This window comes from Moorella naiadis (nom. illeg.) (assembly GCF_051020825.1).
Classification (GTDB): domain Bacteria; phylum Bacillota; class DSM-521; order Neomoorellales; family Neomoorellaceae; genus Neomoorella; species Neomoorella naiadis.
In genome coordinates, this window is the sequence record NZ_JAXGFQ010000005.1 from 144,739 (window position 1) to 160,700 (window position 15,962).

Genomic DNA, 15,962 nt, shown 5'->3' on the forward strand with positions numbered 1-15,962 from the left:
GCGCCCGTACAAAAAGGATAAGGGAAGAGATGGCCTTGCTCAAGCTTAATGATTTTTATCAACCGGACAATCTGCAGGCAGCCCTCACTATATTAGCGGATTCCGGGGGCCAATTACGTCCCCTGGCGGGAGGTACTGATCTTGTACCTGCTGTTCGCCAGGGCGAATTAAGAATAAAGGGTTTCCTAGATCTCTCCCGGTTGGAGGAATTAAAGGGGATTAAGGATGACGGCCGGGAGATCCATCTGGGTAGCCTGACAACCTTTAGCCAGCTGGAATTTTCGCCGTTAGTCCAGAATCAGGTGCCCCTGCTGGCTGAAGCAGCTTCTACAGTGGGCTCGCCGCAGATAAGAAACCAGGGGACTATCGGTGGTAATATCGCCAATGCCTCGCCGGCAGCCGATACGGTGACGGCCCTGGTAGCACTGGAGGCAAAGGCCAGGCTGGTTTCCAGCCAGGGGACGAGGATAGTACCTGTCGCTAAATTACTATGTGGTGTGGGAAAGACCAGTATTCAACCGTCGGAGATTATCCAGGAGGTATTCTTTACAGCCCTGCCCCCGGGAAATAGAAGCGGTTTTATCAAACTGGGCCGGCGCAAAGCCCTGGCTATAGCCAGGATGAATATGGCCGTAATTATCACCCTGGATGGCGACTTTATCACCAGGGCCAGGGTAGCCCTGGGAGCGGTAGGCCCTAATCCTTCCCGCAATCTAACCCTGGAAGGAGTCCTCGCAGGGCAAAGACCTTCATCCTCGCTACTCGAGAATTTTGTCAGCGAAGCGGAGCGGGAAGTAGCGAGGATGCTGGGTCCGCGGCCTTCAGCACCCTATAAACGGGAAGCGATTAAGGGTATAGCCCGCGATTTATTAACCAGGTTGTTCTTTGTTAACGGTCAGGTGGTGGCATAATGGCCGCGTTTCATCTGGAAATGAAGGTTAACGGTGAACTGGTGGCAGTAGATATCGATCCCGGGATGCGTTTACTGGATGTTTTACGTGAGGTTTTACACCTTACAGGAACAAAAGAAGGGTGCGGCGAGGGCGAGTGCGGTGCTTGCACGGTTATCCTTGATGGCGAATTGGTGGATTCCTGCCTGGTACTGGCGCCCCAGGCTCAAGGTAAAGAAGTAGTAACCATTGAGGGTGTTGCTGCCGAAAGCAAGCTCCATCCTTTGCAGGAAGCCTTTATAGAGGCCGGTGCCGTCCAGTGCGGCTTTTGTACCCCGGGAATGATCCTGGCGGCCAAGGTGCTCCTGGATCGTAACCCTAACCCCGGCCGCCAGGAAATAACCCGGGCGATTTCCGGCAACCTTTGCCGTTGTACCGGCTACGCCAAGATTATCAAAGCTGTGGAGATGGCGGCATCTAAATTAAAAACGGAAGCAGGTGCTGCCGGTGCTTGAAAAAAATATCGTCGGTCGGCCGGTACCAAGGGTGGACGGTTTCGGGAAAGTAACGGGCGCGACCAGGTATGCTGGCGACCTGGATATACCGGGTGCCCTGCACCTGAAGGTCCTGCGGAGTAAAGTGGCCCATGGCCTGGTAAAGAAGATAGACGCCTCCCGGGCCTTAAAGATACCCGGTGTAATAGCTGTATTTACCCATGCCGATATTCCCGGTACCAATAGTTACGGTATTATCGTCAAAGATCAACCGGTCCTTACCGCCAAGATCCGTTTCAAAGGGGACGCCGTAGCTTTGGTGGCCGCAGAGGACGAAGCCAGCGCTCTGGCAGCTTTGGATGCCATTGAGGTAGAAGTCGAGGAATTGCCGCCCCTGTATGACGTCCAGGCTGCCATGGCCGCAGGAGCCCCGGCCATTCATGATAGTGGTAATATCCTCACGGTAACGAAAATCAAAAGGGGTAACGTCGAAGCGGCCCTGGGGCAGGCAACAGTGGTAGTCAGCAGGCGGTATACCACCCAAAGGGTGGAGCACGGCTATATTGAAACCGAGGCTGGAGTAGCCTACCTAGATAATGATACGCTGATCATCAAAGTGGCCACCCAGAACCCCCACTATGACCGTAAAGATGTAGCCCGTGTCCTGGGGCTGCCGCTAAACAAAATTCGGGTCATCCAGACGGCGACCGGTGGCGGTTTTGGCGGCAAACTGGATATCTCCGTCCAGTGTTTCCTGGGCCTTGCTGCCTTGAAACTGGGCCGGCCGGTGAAGATGGTTTATGACCGCGAGGAATCCTTTGTGGCCACTGCTAAAAGGCATCCCTTCATCGTCGATTGTACCAGTGCCGCAGCCGGGGACGGTAAACTTCTGGCGGTTAAGGCCAGGATTATCGGCGATACGGGAGCCTATGCTTCTTATGGCCCGGCGACCTTGACCCGGGCGGCGGTGCATGCCACCGGCCCCTACGAGGTAGCTAACGTTGATCTCGAGGCCTTGTGCGTTTACACCAATAACCCTTTCAGTGGCGCCATGAGAGGTTTTGGGGTGCCCCAGATAGCCTTTATCCATGAAAGCCAGATGGATTTACTGGCCAAAGAGCTGCAAATAAGCTCCTTGGAGATCCGTCGGCGAAATGTTTTGCGGGCCGGTTCGGTTACCGCCACCGGCCAGCAATTAGTTAATAGCGTCGGCATCGGGAAAACCCTGGAAGCAGCCTGGGCCAGGGCCCTGGAAGTCATGCCCGGCTTGGGAGGTGACGGCAGGTGAAAAAGCAAGGTTTTGGTATTGGCTGCATGTGGTACGGCATTGGCAATACCGGACTCCCCAATCCGGCCGGCGCTTTCGTCGATTTCCTCGACGATGGCACGGTTATCGTCCTGACCGGCTGTGCCGACATCGGCCAGGGATCCAGTACTGCCCTGGCCCAAATCGCTGCTGAGACCCTGGGGGTTCCCTTTGAAGACGTGATTGTCGTTGCCGCCGACACCGGCGTAACCCCCGACGCCGGGGCGACTTCGGCCTCCCGCCAGACCTATATATCGGGCAATGCCGTTCTGGAGGCAGCCCGGAAGGCCCGACAAGAGGTAATCGCCAGGGCGGCGGCTATCTTAGGGGTGGCGCCGGAAGAGATCAGCCTGGGAAACGGCCAGGTCTGGCATGGTGAAGAGCGGGCTGGCATCAGCATCAAAGAGGTTATCGCCAAATGCCGGGGTGAGGGGATTTTAACCCTGGGCCATGGCTGGTTCAACCCGGCTACGACCAGGCTGGACCCAGCTACCGGCCAGGGGATACCCTATGCCACCTATGCCTTCGCCACCCAGATAGCCGAGGTGGAAGTGGATACGGAAACAGGGATTGTCGAAGTCAAGAAAATAGTAGCCGCCCATGACGTAGGGAAAGCCGTCAACCCGCCGAATGTTGAGGGACAAATTGAGGGTGGTTGCTGTATGGGTATTGGCTACGCCCTGATGGAAGAAGTTGTAGTTAAGGAGGGCAAGATTCAAAACCCGGCCTTTTCCACCTACCTGATGCCAACGGCCATGGATGTACCGGAGGTAATACCGATTATTGTTGAAGAACTCGAGCCCAGCGGGCCTTATGGTGCCAAGGGGGTAGGGGAACCAGCCCTGGTGCCTACGGCGGCGGCCATCGCCAACGCTGTTGCCGACGCCTTGGGATTCCGCTTTTATGATTTGCCGCTAACACCCGAAAGGGTTGTAGCCGGGATAAAAAAAGCCGGAGAGGAAAGGAAGGATACCAAATGAGCACCGTAGTTGTTAAAAACATCGGTACCATTGTCAGTGGTGACATCCAGCAGCCTCTGCTGGCGGGTGACACCATCCTCATAAAGGACGGCAAGATAGCCGCCGTAGGCAACGGGGATGTCCTGCAGGGAGTAAGCCCCGAGGTCGAAATCGACGCCGGCGGGATGACCGTCACCCCGGGACTGATTGACTCCCACGTCCACCCGGTTTTGGGGGATTACACGCCGCGGCAGAAAGCCGCCGACTATATTTCCGGCTCCCTGCACGGCGGCGTGACTACCATGATCTCCGCCGGGGAGTGCCATACCCCGGGGCGCCCCAAGGACCCTGCTGGTACCAAAGCCCTGGCTGTTTTAGCCCATAAATCCTTTGCCAACGCCCGGCCTGGGGGGGTAAAACTCCACGGCGGCGCCCTGATCCTGGAAACCGGGCTGACGGAAGCCGACTTCGCCGAATTGGCGGCGGCCGGTGTTTGGTTGGTAGGCGAGATCGGCCTGGGGAGCGTCAAGACGGCGGAGCAGGCCGCTCCTATGGTGACGTGGGCTCATAAATACGGCTTTAAAGTAGCCATGCACACCGGCGGTACTTCCATCCCCGGCAGCTCGACGGTCACCGCGGCCCAGGTGATAGCCACCAAACCGGACGTTGTTTCTCACCTCAACGGCGGCCCCACAGCCATCCCGGAGGAAGAGGTCATCAAAATCATCGACGAGACTGACTTTGCCGTCGAAATGGTCCAGTGCGGCAATTTCCGTATCGCCGACCTGATGGCGCAAAGGTTACAGGAACGTAACGAGTTGCACCGCCTGATCATGGGTAATGATTCCCCATCCGGCACCGGCATCATTCCCCTGGGCATCCTCCGGAATATCGCCTTCCTGGCCTCGGTATCCGGGATTCCCGCTGCGGCGGCAATAGCGGCGGCTACGGGAAATACAGCCAAGGTCTTCGGACTCAACACCGGTGTTATCGCGCCGGGTAAAGAAGCCGACCTGGTCCTTATGGACACCCCCATGGGCTCAGTAGGCCAGGATGCCCTGGGTGCCCTGGCTGCCGGCGACCTGCCCGGCGTAGCCCTGGTCCTGGTCGATGGGGAGATTAAGGCTGAAAAGAGCCGGAACACGCCGCCGGCCACCAGAAAGGTAAGCATTAAAAAATAAGCTGGAGGCCTGTTTGATGGTCAAGATTGACCTGGAACTATGTAACGGCTGCGGCCTTTGCGCCCGGAATTGCCCCCTGGAATGCATAATCATAGCCGCAAAGAAGGCCAGCATCGGGGCCGGGTGTTCTTCCTGCGGCATCTGCACCCGGGTCTGCAACCGGGGTGCGGCACAAAAGATAGAAGAAGCCTATGCCGGGAGTGTCACCTGCAGCCACTGCCCGGTCCAATGCCAGGTCCAGGAGGGTTTTACCGGCGCTTGCCGCCGTTATACCAATATCCATGGTAAGCTAATCCGTAACCGCCCCCTGGTTACCAGCGCCCCCAGGCCGGTAATGCCACCGCCGGAAATAGAATGGCCCTTGATTACGGCCATCGGCGCCGGGACCGAGTATCCCTGCCCGCGGCCGGCTCCTTATATTGTCCAGGGTAAGCGGGGCGATATTGAGGTCGTGACCGTCGTAACGGAGGCACCCTTAAGCTACAGCGGTATCAAAGTAAAGATTGATACCAACCTGCACCTGGGTGAGGAAGGCGCCAGGGTCCGCCGCGACGGCCAGGTAGTGGGCATGGTCGATACCGAGGAATATGGCTCGAAGATGCTCTATATCGGCGGCGCTAACCTTTTAACCGGCAAGTTTGGCTTTATGGCCGCCCGGACGATTGTCGACCTGGCCAACGGCCGGCGGGTGACCTTAAAGGTGGAAAATGGCGGCAAGTTGGAACTCCAGGTAGGGCACCGCCCGGTAATCGACGGCCAGGAGGATACCACCATGCGGGTGGGGTGTGGCAGCGCCACCATCGGTCTCTTTGCCCGCGACCTGAAGGGGGTGGTGGATGAGGCCATTATCCTCGACCACCATATTGTCGGCCTCTTCTCCGAACATCTGGCCGGCCAGGAGGTCGGCATGACTTATAGCGGCGTCGTCCCGGCCGGGCGTAAGAGCACCCGCGGTCGTTATTTCGGCGACCCCGGTAATGGCTGGGGAGGTACCACCATTACCGATCCCCGCCTGGCCATCAAAGCCATTAATATGCAGATCGCCCGGCCGGGGATGCGTATCCTGGTCACCGAGACCACAGCCCGTAAAGCGGCCCTCTTCGAAATCCTGGCTGATGGTGACGTCCGGGAGATACCCTTGACGCCGGAAGTCAAGAAGGTGGTGGACCTTATCGCCGCCAACTGCGAAGAAGCCAGGGTCTCGGCCCTTTATGTCGGCGGCACCGGCGGTTCGGCCCGGGCCGGGGTAACTACATTACCGGTAGAGCTTACCCGGGCCGTCCACCGGGGTGAAATAAAACTGACCATCGGGGGGGCACCGGCCATGCTCCTGCCCGGCGGCGGCATCAATTTCATGGTGGATGTCGAAAAGGTGGCGGCCCCGGCGGCCTTTTACTGGGTACCGACACCGGCCACAGTAGCCCCGGTGGAATATACCATGCTGAAGAGCACCTATGAGCGCATCGGCGGCCACCTTCACCGCCTGCGCCCCGTGGAAGAAGTTGTCGCCGGGGTCAATGATTAATGTTTAAATTACTGGACCCCTTTCGCGCCCTGCTGGATATCGGCCCGGTGCAGATGAGCGTCACGGCCGAGCGCCGGGGCCGGCCCCTGGGGCGGGAATGGCGCCGGCTGGAAGAACTGGTAAGCGGGTGGCTGGGGGATTTACAACGCTACCTACCCCTGGCCCGCCAACCCTGGCCCCTGCTTGCCGGTTCTGAAGGTTGGCCGCGAGTTCTGCAGCGGATGTATCTTGCCGTTAAAACCACTGGCGCACCGGAGCTTACGCCCATGGCAGCCGTCGCCGGTACCATAGCGGAACTGGTTGGCGACTACCTGGTCGAGCAGGGAGCAACCAAAGTTCTGGTCAATAACGGCGGTGATATCGCCATCCACCTCGGCCGGGGGGAGAAGACCCGGGTCGGCATCGCCCCGCGCCTGGGTGTAGCCCCCTCCCACTACCTGGAGGTTAAGGCAGGGGACCATCTTGGCGGTATAGCCACCAGCGGCCGGGGCGGGCGCAGCTTTACCTTGGGGATTGCCGACGCGGCCGTAGCTGTTGCTTCTACCGCGGCGGTCGCCGATGCCTGCGCCACCGTCCTGGGGAACGCCGTGAATGTTGATTCTCCGTTGATCCAGCGCCGCCCGGCGCGGGAGCTTGACCCGGCTACCGATATCCCGGACCTCCTGGTAACCACCGCCGTCGGTCCCCTGGCGGCAGAACTACAGGATACGGCCCTGGAACGGGGGATAGCGAAAGGCCGCCAGCTGGTAGAAGCGGGTGTGCTTAGAGGAGCAGTAGTATTTCTTAACGGTAAAATGCGCCAGTATCCTGATTACCTGGTCCATCCAATTCTATAAAATTTTATTAGGAGGCAGGAATTATGGAAATCAGGAAAATCGTCACCATCGTTGAAGAGACCTTGATCGAAGGGGAAAAGACCCTGGCCAAACCGGTACGTAAGGCAGCAGCCATGGCAGTCATCAAGAACCCCTTTGCCGGCCGGTATGTTGAGGACCTTGCCGAGCTAATGGATGCCGGGGAAGAACTGGGCGGATTGCTGGGCAAAAAGGCAGTCGACGCCCTGGGCATTGATCCTCAAGAGGTAGACAGCTACGGCAAAGCCGCTATTATCGGTGAAAACGGTGAACTGGAGCACGGGGCGGCCATCTTACACCCCAAAATGGGTAAACCCTTCCGCGCGGCCGTGTACGAAGGCAAGGCCATTATCCCTTCGGCCAAGAAACGGGGCGGTATGGGGACGGCCATTGATGTACCCCTGCATTATAAGAATGCCTGTTTTGTCCGCAGCCACTATGATGCCATGGAAGTACGGGTCCCCGACGCACCCAAAGCCGACGAAATTGTCGTCTGCGCCGTCGTCACCGAAGGGGGCCGGCCCTTGCCACGGATTGGTGGCTTAAAGAAAGAAGAGGCTAAGTGCGAAGACGGTTTGCGGTAGTTGGGAGCAGGCGGCAGGGCAACCTGCCGCCCCTCTACACCCATTGCGGTGGGCAATAACTAATAAAGTCATAAGGGGGGATATGACCTGACGGGGAGGCGATGGCAGGCTACCCCTGTCACCCCCGTTAAATGGCGGATTGTGAGGAGGAACGGCGGATGCTGATTGGTTTTATCGGCCTGGGGAACATGGGCCGCCCCATGGCCCTGAATCTGATAAAAAATGGACACGAACTGGTAGTTAATGACGTCATCCCAGTGGCTGTCGAGGAACTGGTAAAGGCAGGGGCCCGGGCCGGGGAGACACCGGCGGTGGTAGCCGGTCAGGTCGATGTTTTAATCACCATGCTACCTAACGCCGCCATTGTCGCCGGGGTCATGGCGGGGGAAAAGGGTGTTTTTGCCGGTGCCCGGCCCGGTTTGGTAGTTATCGACATGAGCAGCGTCGGCCCTGGCGACAGTCGTAAAATGGCGACCCTGGCCGCCCAAAAGCAGATTGCTTACCTGGACGCCCCGGTTTCCGGGGGCGTAAGCGGGGCCAGGGCCGGTAAATTGACCATCATGGTCGGCGGCCCGGAAGAGGTTTTTAATCAGGTTAAACCGGTGCTGGAGTGCCTGGGTGCAAAGATTTATCACGTCGGTGAAAGCGGCGCCGGGGATGCCGTCAAAGTAGTGAATAATTTGTTGCTGGGGATTAATATGGCTGCCGTAGCCGAAGCCCTGGTGCTGGGAGCGAAAGCCGGCCTCAAACCGGAAGTTATGTGGGAAATCATCGGCAGCAGTTCCGGCCAGAGCTACGCCTTTCAAGCCAAAGTACCTAATTTTGTCCTGCCGGGGCGTTTTGAACCCGGGTTTGCCATCGATCTGCAGGCCAAGGACCTGGATCTGGCCCTGCAGACCGCCCGGGAGAATGACGTTCCCCTGATGCTTGGTGGTCTGGCGCGCCAGGTATACGCCCTGGCCCGGGCTCGCGGATTGGGGAGCCAGGATATAGCCGCAGTTATAAAAGTTTGGGAAGAAGCAGCCGGGGTGGAGGTACGCCATGATCCGCAAGGATAAAGTTCAGGCAATAACCCAATACCTGGCCGGGAAAACCGGCTCACCTCAGCCTTTAACCCTGGGCGCCATCTTAAAATTAGCAGGGCAATTTACGGCCCGGGTCAGCGAGGCGGCCCTGGCCGAAGCCTGCGCGCGCCAGGACCTCGCGCCGGAGGAAGTGCTGGCCGGAGTGGCGGCCGCCTTCGACCACAACCTCCAGGCTGTGCAATTGGGAATGACCAGGGGCAGCAGCAGTTTTCTTCTGGGGCAGGTGGGCTACGAGTTAACCAGCCAGCCCGGTCAGATTACGGACGATTCCTTGCTGGACCGGGCCGTCAGCCTTACCCTGGCCGCCCAGGTGGGCAACCACCTGGTGGGGCTGGCGCCCTGCGCCGGGACCGGTGACGCCTGCGTTTTTAGCGGTCTGACGGCAGCCCTGCTGGAGAGATACCCGGCGGAAGAGGTCTGGCCGGCTGTAGCCGTGCTCCTTAAGGTAGGCAGCTTCTTCCGCGCCGGCAAGACCACGACCGGTTGCAATATGGAGGGCCTGGGAGCCGGGGCCAGCGGCACGGCGGCCGCCCTGGTGGAGCTGGCCGGGGGCGGTCCTCGGGAGGTAGAACGGGCCGTGGTTCTCGCCCTCTCGCCGACCATCGGCGTCCCCTGTACCCCCAGGGTCATGGTTCCCGGCCTGTGTGCTACTCATATAGGGGGGGCTCTGATGCTTGGCCAGCTGGCGGCCCGGCTCGCCACCAAAACAGATATCCCCGTCAACGTTCCGATCGATGTCATGCTGGCCCTGGCTGCCAAGGCCCACCAGGTTTCGGCGCGTACGATTGTACCGGAAGTTATTCGCTACATGGAAGCCTATTTCAAAAGCGACCCCCGGGTGGACCGTTATATTGAGGCTCAGGTTAAAGATGAAGAAGAACAGAGACGAAGGGCAATAGCCGGTCAGGCCCGTGCCGAAGTCGCCCGGCTGGCGGAACTGACCAATCCCCTGACGGCGCCCTTTGGTGAAGTGGTAGTAGGCGGTAGCAGCCAGGCCGTAGGTTCACCTACCAATACCGCCCGGATCGCCCACACCCTGGCTGGCGGGGCAATGATTAAAAAGGTGCTGATCGAACTCTACCCGGAGCTTTTTGCCCGGCGGGCCATCAATATCCCCGGTATTCTCATGGGTGCTGTTTATGGCGCCAGCACGGCCGACAGCCAGAGCTATCACCGGATCATGGACGAATTGCCCCGGCTGGGCATCCAGGTGGAGATTAAAAAAGCCAATGAACCGCAGTTACAGCGGGTGACAATAGAGACCAGCGCCGGCCGGGTTATGGTTGACGCCCGTAATCGCGGCGGCGGTCGCCTGGCCCTGGTAGAGGCCGTTCCTTCCCTGCAGGCAGCCCGGGAAGCAGCGCAAAGGTTAGGCATCGTAGTCGTACCTTAGCGAAAGTATAGGAGCGAGGATTATGCAGGAAAAGACGCACAGGATTATTAACGAAGACATTGACCGGGTGCGGGCTTATGCCAAGATCTTTGACGTTACCATGCCGGATATAGGACCCGGCGGCTCGGTTAAGGGGTTGCCGGCGCCCTACCCGCGGGAGGTGGCCGGCGTGGTCCGGGATGGGCATCGTTTGACTGAACTGGCGCGCCAGGCCGCCCGGAGCGGGATACCGGTTCAGAACCCTATCCTGGGCCGTAACACCGCGGCCGAGACCATGAAGCAGTCCCGGGATATGTACGCCATTGCCGAACAATTGGGTATTAAACTGTTTCACTTTGTCCATTCCGAGGCCACCCGCCATATCGACCCCTTGGACGGGGCAGAGCTGATTGAACAATCCCGGGGTAAAGGCGGCATTACTCCCCGGGGCGAGCGGGAATTTGTGCAGCTGGGCGGGGGTGCCGTCCATCCCCTGCGCATCAACGCCACCGGCGATACGCCCCACCTTTCCATCCTTAATGCCTTTATCGCCGGCTTTGATGGGACTGATATCGGCCCGGTGATCCATGTCCACTTTGGCGGTCGGGGCATTCACGATTATAAAACCAAGGTTGAGAATGGCTTTAAGGCCTTGGAGATTTGCGCCGAGAACAATATCTACGTCCAGATCGAGTCCCATAAACACCTGAACAATATCGGCGGCACCGACGGCTCCGGCCTGGCTGGTTGCCTCCTGGCCGAAGGCCTGGCCGTACTGGCTGGCCTGCCGCCGGAGCTGGGCGCCCTGCAAATGAATATCGCCGGCATCAACCTCCTGGCCGACCTGGCCGCTATTCGCGCCTTCCGCCGGGTAATGTGGAGCGAAGCCCTCATCGTAGTGCCGGAAACCTTTCAGAGCCCGCCGCCGGATTTAATCGCCGAGCAGGGGCACTTCGCCCGCATGGCCATGGCGGCCAGGCTTGGCGGGACCAATTTCTACCGGCCCAAGGCGGCCGAAACCGTTGGTATTCCCACCGGCGAATCCATGGGCCACGCTATTTGGGCCACCCAGAACATTTTTGAGAATATGGCCCCCATTACCATTAATGACCCGGCCATCGACCGGCGGGAAGAAATTATCCTGACTGAAGCCATGGCCGTCCTGGCGGCTACCTTGGGCTTAAAATCCCTGCCGGCACCTGAAGATATAACGGCTGATTTCTGGCGGCGTTTTGAGCAAGAGGAGTTAATCGAGAAGATTGTAGCTGCCGGCAAACAGGGGATTTTGGATGCACCCCGGGCCGGCGGTTGGGATTTGAAACGGGCGGTTAAAACCCATCGTGACCGGGACGGCATTCGCCGTTATGTACCGGGTTACGGCCCGGCTATGATTGATCCTGGATATTTAGATTTCAGCCAGGAGGAAGTTTCAGTTCCACCAGTACCCCCGGTTACGGAAAAGGCCAAAGTTGTCCTGGCCACTGTAGGGGCCGATGCCCATGTCGTGGGCATCAACCAGATCCGCGAAGCCTTCCAGCAGGCCGGCTTTGAGGTAATCTACATGCGGGGAATGAACCTGCCGGAGACGGTGGCGGAAGTGGTCGCCGAGAGCAAGGCCCAGGTAGTCGGGGTAAGTAATCTCCTCGGCCTGGGGGTCACCCTCTTCCCTCGCCTGGATCAGCGCTTAAAGGAGCTCGGCTTGCGGGATAAAGTCCTGGTTATAGCTGGCGGGCGCATTGCGGAAAAAGAGGAAGAACACGCCGAACTGGAAGGGAAAATCAAAACTGAGGGACCGGGCTTTATCGGCGTTGATGCCTTTTTTGGCCCGGGGACCGATCCCCAGGAACCGGTAGCCTGGGTCCGGGAGCACCTGCAGGAGAGCGAAAGTAGCAAATAAACTCGTATTGGCTAATATCCGTCGCTAGCCGATGGGGGAGCCTTCCTTTGGACATTAGTCGCCGGTCGCCATTTAAGGAGGTCGAGATCATTGAGTGAGATGTTACGGATCAAATGTGCCATCCTCAGGGGTGGGACCAGCAAGGGTATATTCCTGCACGAAAACGATTTGCCCCGGGATCCGGCCCTGCGGGACCGGGTCGTATTAGCCATTTTCGGCAGCCCGGATGTACGGCAGATTGACGGCCTGGGCGGGGCTGATCCCCTGACCAGCAAAATGGCCATCATCGGGCCGCCGTCCCGGCCTGACGCCGACGTCGATTATACCTTCGGCCAGGTTAGCATCAAAGAACCACTAATCGACTACTCCGGCAACTGCGGCAATATCTCGGCGGCCGTAGGCCCCTTCGCCATTGACGAGGGTCTAGTACGGGCCGAAGAACCCGTGACCAGGGTCCGGATTCACAATACCAACACCGGTAAGATAATTATTGCTGAGGTGCCGGTCAAGGACGGCAAAGCCGCAGTGACGGGGGATTATCAAATTGACGGGGTGCCGGGTACAGGGGCGCAGATTATGCTCAATTTTGCCGGCACAGCTGGGGCGGCTACGGGTAAACTTCTACCTACGGGACGACCTGTTGATGTCCTAGATGTTCCCGGCCACGGCCGTCTGGAGGTATCCCTGGTCGATGCGGCCAACCCCATGGTTTTTGTCCGGGCGGCCGACCTGGGCCTAACAGGTACCGAAACCCCAGCCGAAGTGGATGGCAACCCGGAACTCCTGGGACTCCTGGAGAAGATTCGTGCCCTGGGGGCCTGCGCCATGGGCCTGGCGGCTACGCCGGAGGAAGCCAGCCGGCGTATCCCCGCCTTCCCCATGCTGGCCTTTGTCGCCCCACCCCGGGATTACCATAGCTTTACCAACCAGAGATTGATTAAAGCAGAAGAGGTCGACTTTGTTTCCCGGTTGATGTACATGCAGGTCATGCATAAGACCTACGCCGGTACGGGCACCACCTGCACCGGTGCGGCCGCCGCTATTCCCGGGACCATTGTTAATGCGTTTTCCCAGCGCCACGCGGGTTTAATCCGCATCGGCCATCCGGCAGGAGTTATTACCATTGAGGTGGCGGCCAGTACCAGGGATGGCGAGGTCACCCTGGAAAGGGCCGCCGTGGGCCGCACCGCTAGGCGGATTATGGATGGCTATGTTTATGTGGTACCGGAAAAATTGCGACCATGAGGGTTGTTGGCGATGGAGATTAAAGCCTTTGATGTTGGCAGCACCTTTACCAAGGTAAATGCTTACCGGCTCATGCAGGGCCGTTTAGTATGGCAGGCGCGGGCCCAGGCGCCGACGACGGTCAAGGATATTCGCGTTGGCCTGGAGGCGGCATTAAGCAATTTACCTGGCTCCCCCCGGCTGGCTGACTTGGCCGGCCAACAGGTCCTGGCCTCCAGTAGCGCCGCCGGGGGCCTGCGGATGGTAGCCATCGGCTATATGCCGCGGGTGACGGCCAAAGCCGCCCTGGAAGTGGCCATGAACGCCGGCGCCAGGGTCCTGGAGGTCCTGTCCGAAGAAGACACCCCGGCCTACCGCCGGGAGGTCCTGCTGGAGATCAAGCCGGATATTGTGCTTCTTACCGGCGGCACCGACGGCGGCGACACCGAAGCTATTATTCAAAATGCGCGCCTGCTGGCCGCTTTAAAGTTGCCGGCGGTGGTGATTATCGCCGGTAACAGCCAGAGCCAGGCTGAGGTAGACGCGATTTTGGCGGCCGCCGGCATCCGGTGCCGGCGGGTGGCCAATGTCATGCCCACTATCCATGAGTTAAGGGTCCAGCCGGCCCGGGAAGCCATCCATGGAGAGTTTATCCGCCAGATTACCCGGGCGCCAGGCCTGCGTTACCTGGAAGGCTTAATACCCGGGGGGAAAATTATACCCACCCCCGGAGCCGTCCTCATGGGCGCCGAACTCCTGGCCCGGGGCCATTATGAAGAAAAAGGCCTGGGAAGCCTGGTTGTTGTAGATCTGGGCGGAGCAACTACCGATGTCCATTCAATTATCCCGGAACTAGAGGGACTACCCCTGGAAGAGCGGGGCCTAATTTTAACTAATGAAAAACAGGTAGCCTACCGGACAGTGGAAGGAAATCTAGGCTTGCGGGTCAGCTGCCGGGGGGTTGTGGAGACAGTGGGACCGCGTCAGGTTTTGCTTCGGGCCGGGCTGGCGATTAATGACGAGCAGGAAAAGAGACTACTAGCCTACTGCAGCCGGGCCGAAGAGCAAACGGAAACCCTGGCCGGTAACGATGAGGAGCGCCACTTTGATCGCGGCCTGGCCATAGCGGCCGTAGAAACGGCCCTGAAGCGCCATGCCGGGTGCTTGAGCCAGGAGTATGACCCGGTTTTGGGGCTTGCCCCGGGAACGCCTACGGGCCGGGACCTGCGCGGGGTTCAATATATCATTACGGTTGGCGGTATTTTTACGGCCTTGCCCGAAGAGGAAGCCAGGGGGATTGTCCGGGAGGCCCTGGCCAACCGGGGAATCTCCCTTTTACCCGAGAACCCGGAGATCATCATTGACCGTCATTATCTTTTGTATTCCCTGGGGCTGCTGGCTCCCTATTACCCGTATGCGACCCTGCATTTTGCCAGGCAGTACTTTACATCACAACATGGAAATTGAGGGAGAGGAAGCAATGATGCGACCTACAACCAGGCTACGGCAGCTGTTGAACCAGCAACAAATTCTAGTGGCACCGGGGGCCCATGATGTCCTGACGGCTAAAATCATTGAGCAGGCTGGTTTTGAGGCCGTCTATTTTACCGGCTACGGCCAGGCAGCCAGCCACCTGGGCCAGCCCGATGTGGGACTGCTCACCATGACGGAAATGGCCACCAGGCTCAACAACACGGCGGCGGCCGTCACCATTCCAGTCATCGCCGACGCTGATACCGGCTTTGGCAATGCCGTTAATACCATCCGGACGGTCCAGGAATATGAGAAAGCCGGGGCGGCGGCTGTCCAGCTGGAGGATCAGGTTTCACCGAAAAAGTGTGGCCATATGCTCGACCGCCAGGTGGTGCCGGTAGAAGAAATGGTCAACAAAATTAAGGCTGCCGTGGCGGCCCGGCGCGACCCCGACCTAGTAATCATCGCCCGGACGGACGCCCGGACCAGCAGGGGCCTGGCAGAGGCCATCGCCCGGGGTAAGGCTTACGAAGCTGCCGGCGCTGACGTCCTCTTCATCGAATCGCCGGAAACGGTGGAAGAAATGAAGCAGATCTGTTCTTCTTTTAAAGTGCCGGTCCTGGCCAATATGGTCGAAGGTGGCCGTACCCCTTTGCTCACGGTTAAAGAGCTGGAGCAATTGGGTTACAGCCTGGTTATTTTCCCCACGGCCTCGGTTTATACGGCGGCCAGGGCGTTGATAGAACTAATGGCAACTCTGAAGGCCAGGGGTACGACCAGGGACTTTATGAACCAGATGCTCCCCTTCAGTGACTTTAATCAATTGATTGGTTTGCCGAAGATCAAGGAGCTCGAAAAGCTCTATGCCACTAACGGTTGCTGCGGTAAATAGTAGATAGTAGGAAGAAGGGATAACACCAGATGGGCATGACCATAACGGAAAAGATCCTGGCCGCCCACGCCGGGTTAGAGGCGGTGGAGCCCGGCCAGCTCATCAACGCCCGGATGGACCTGGCCCTGGGGAACGACATCACCGCCCCCCTGGCCATCCAGGAGTTTAAAAAACTCGGCGTCAAGAAGGTCTTCGACCCGGAGCGGGTGGTCCTGGTGCCGGACCA

Annotated in this window: 14 protein-coding genes and 1 pseudogene; all 15 read left to right on the top strand. The window is 58.9% G+C overall.

Going from position 1 to position 15,962, the window contains the following annotated elements:
- Positions 1-29: 29 nt before the first annotated feature.
- Entirely contained in the window at positions 30-911 is an 882-nt protein-coding gene (locus SDD30_RS05135; protein ID WP_434073851.1) for an FAD binding domain-containing protein, read from the top strand.
- On the top strand, positions 911-1,405 hold the full coding sequence (locus SDD30_RS05140; RefSeq protein WP_434073852.1) for a (2Fe-2S)-binding protein: 495 nt from the start codon (positions 911-913) through the stop codon (positions 1,403-1,405). Before SDD30_RS05135 ends, SDD30_RS05140 begins: the two co-directional genes overlap by 1 nt.
- Positions 1,398-2,672 carry a xanthine dehydrogenase family protein molybdopterin-binding subunit gene (locus tag SDD30_RS05145; protein WP_434073853.1) on the top strand — a complete coding sequence of 425 codons (1,275 nt, stop codon included), beginning with the start codon at positions 1,398-1,400 and terminating at the stop codon, positions 2,670-2,672. Before SDD30_RS05140 ends, SDD30_RS05145 begins: the two co-directional genes overlap by 8 nt.
- A complete protein-coding gene (locus SDD30_RS05150; RefSeq protein WP_434073854.1) occupies positions 2,669-3,670 on the top strand; it encodes a xanthine dehydrogenase family protein molybdopterin-binding subunit in 1,002 nt (333 codons plus the stop codon). Before SDD30_RS05145 ends, SDD30_RS05150 begins: the two co-directional genes overlap by 4 nt.
- Positions 3,667-4,830: an amidohydrolase family protein gene (locus SDD30_RS05155; RefSeq protein ID WP_434073855.1), complete on the top strand. Its 1,164-nt coding sequence runs from the start codon at positions 3,667-3,669 to the stop codon at positions 4,828-4,830. The genes SDD30_RS05150 and SDD30_RS05155 overlap by 4 nt, the downstream gene beginning before the upstream one ends.
- Before the next feature lie 16 nt (positions 4,831-4,846).
- A complete protein-coding gene (locus SDD30_RS05160; protein ID WP_434073856.1) occupies positions 4,847-6,355 on the top strand; it encodes a DUF362 domain-containing protein in 1,509 nt (502 codons plus the stop codon).
- Positions 6,355-7,191 carry a UPF0280 family protein gene (locus tag SDD30_RS05165; protein WP_434073857.1) on the top strand — a complete coding sequence of 279 codons (837 nt, stop codon included), beginning with the start codon at positions 6,355-6,357 and terminating at the stop codon, positions 7,189-7,191. The genes SDD30_RS05160 and SDD30_RS05165 overlap by 1 nt, the downstream gene beginning before the upstream one ends.
- Before the next feature lie 23 nt (positions 7,192-7,214).
- Positions 7,215-7,793 (top strand): amino acid synthesis family protein, encoded by a 579-nt coding sequence (locus SDD30_RS05170; protein ID WP_434073858.1) that lies wholly within the window; start codon positions 7,215-7,217, stop codon positions 7,791-7,793.
- A gap of 158 nt (positions 7,794-7,951) precedes the next feature.
- Positions 7,952-8,851, top strand: a complete 900-nt coding sequence (locus SDD30_RS05175; RefSeq protein ID WP_434073859.1) for an NAD(P)-dependent oxidoreductase — start codon at positions 7,952-7,954, stop codon at positions 8,849-8,851.
- Complete coding sequence (locus SDD30_RS05180) at positions 8,835-10,271, top strand: L-serine ammonia-lyase, iron-sulfur-dependent, subunit alpha (RefSeq protein WP_434073860.1); 1,437 nt, start codon at positions 8,835-8,837, stop codon at positions 10,269-10,271. The genes SDD30_RS05175 and SDD30_RS05180 overlap by 17 nt, the downstream gene beginning before the upstream one ends.
- Before the next feature lie 22 nt (positions 10,272-10,293).
- Positions 10,294-12,147 carry a cobalamin-dependent protein gene (locus tag SDD30_RS05185; protein ID WP_434073861.1) on the top strand — a complete coding sequence of 618 codons (1,854 nt, stop codon included), beginning with the start codon at positions 10,294-10,296 and terminating at the stop codon, positions 12,145-12,147.
- Positions 12,148-12,237: 90 nt separating this feature from the next.
- Positions 12,238-13,392, top strand: a complete 1,155-nt coding sequence (locus tag SDD30_RS05190) for a 2-methylaconitate cis-trans isomerase PrpF family protein (RefSeq protein ID WP_434073862.1) — start codon at positions 12,238-12,240, stop codon at positions 13,390-13,392.
- Between the two features lie 12 nt (positions 13,393-13,404).
- A complete protein-coding gene (locus SDD30_RS05195) occupies positions 13,405-14,838 on the top strand; it encodes a glutamate mutase L (protein ID WP_434073863.1) in 1,434 nt (477 codons plus the stop codon).
- A 16-nt stretch (positions 14,839-14,854) separates the two neighbouring features.
- Positions 14,855-15,736, top strand: a complete 882-nt coding sequence (locus SDD30_RS05200; protein WP_434073874.1) for an isocitrate lyase/PEP mutase family protein — start codon at positions 14,855-14,857, stop codon at positions 15,734-15,736.
- Between the two features lie 29 nt (positions 15,737-15,765).
- Positions 15,766-15,962: pseudogene (locus SDD30_RS05205) on the top strand (3-isopropylmalate dehydratase large subunit); the annotation flags it as partial.

Bases quoted from the DNA above. Each gene is read 5' to 3' on its own strand.
- SDD30_RS05200 (WP_434073874.1), top strand. From the start codon at position 14,855: ATGCGACCTACAACCAGGCTACGGCAGCTGTTGAACCAGCAACAAATT.
- SDD30_RS05135 (WP_434073851.1), top strand. From the start codon at position 30: ATGGCCTTGCTCAAGCTTAATGATTTTTATCAACCGGACAATCTGCAG.
- SDD30_RS05195 (WP_434073863.1), top strand. From the start codon at position 13,405: ATGGAGATTAAAGCCTTTGATGTTGGCAGCACCTTTACCAAGGTAAAT.
- SDD30_RS05165 (WP_434073857.1), top strand. From the start codon at position 6,355: ATGTTTAAATTACTGGACCCCTTTCGCGCCCTGCTGGATATCGGCCCG.
- SDD30_RS05170 (WP_434073858.1), top strand. From the start codon at position 7,215: ATGGAAATCAGGAAAATCGTCACCATCGTTGAAGAGACCTTGATCGAA.
- SDD30_RS05155 (WP_434073855.1), top strand. From the start codon at position 3,667: ATGAGCACCGTAGTTGTTAAAAACATCGGTACCATTGTCAGTGGTGAC.
- SDD30_RS05160 (WP_434073856.1), top strand. From the start codon at position 4,847: ATGGTCAAGATTGACCTGGAACTATGTAACGGCTGCGGCCTTTGCGCC.
- SDD30_RS05175 (WP_434073859.1), top strand. From the start codon at position 7,952: ATGCTGATTGGTTTTATCGGCCTGGGGAACATGGGCCGCCCCATGGCC.
- SDD30_RS05185 (WP_434073861.1), top strand. From the start codon at position 10,294: ATGCAGGAAAAGACGCACAGGATTATTAACGAAGACATTGACCGGGTG.
- SDD30_RS05140 (WP_434073852.1), top strand. From the start codon at position 911: ATGGCCGCGTTTCATCTGGAAATGAAGGTTAACGGTGAACTGGTGGCA.
- SDD30_RS05180 (WP_434073860.1), top strand. From the start codon at position 8,835: ATGATCCGCAAGGATAAAGTTCAGGCAATAACCCAATACCTGGCCGGG.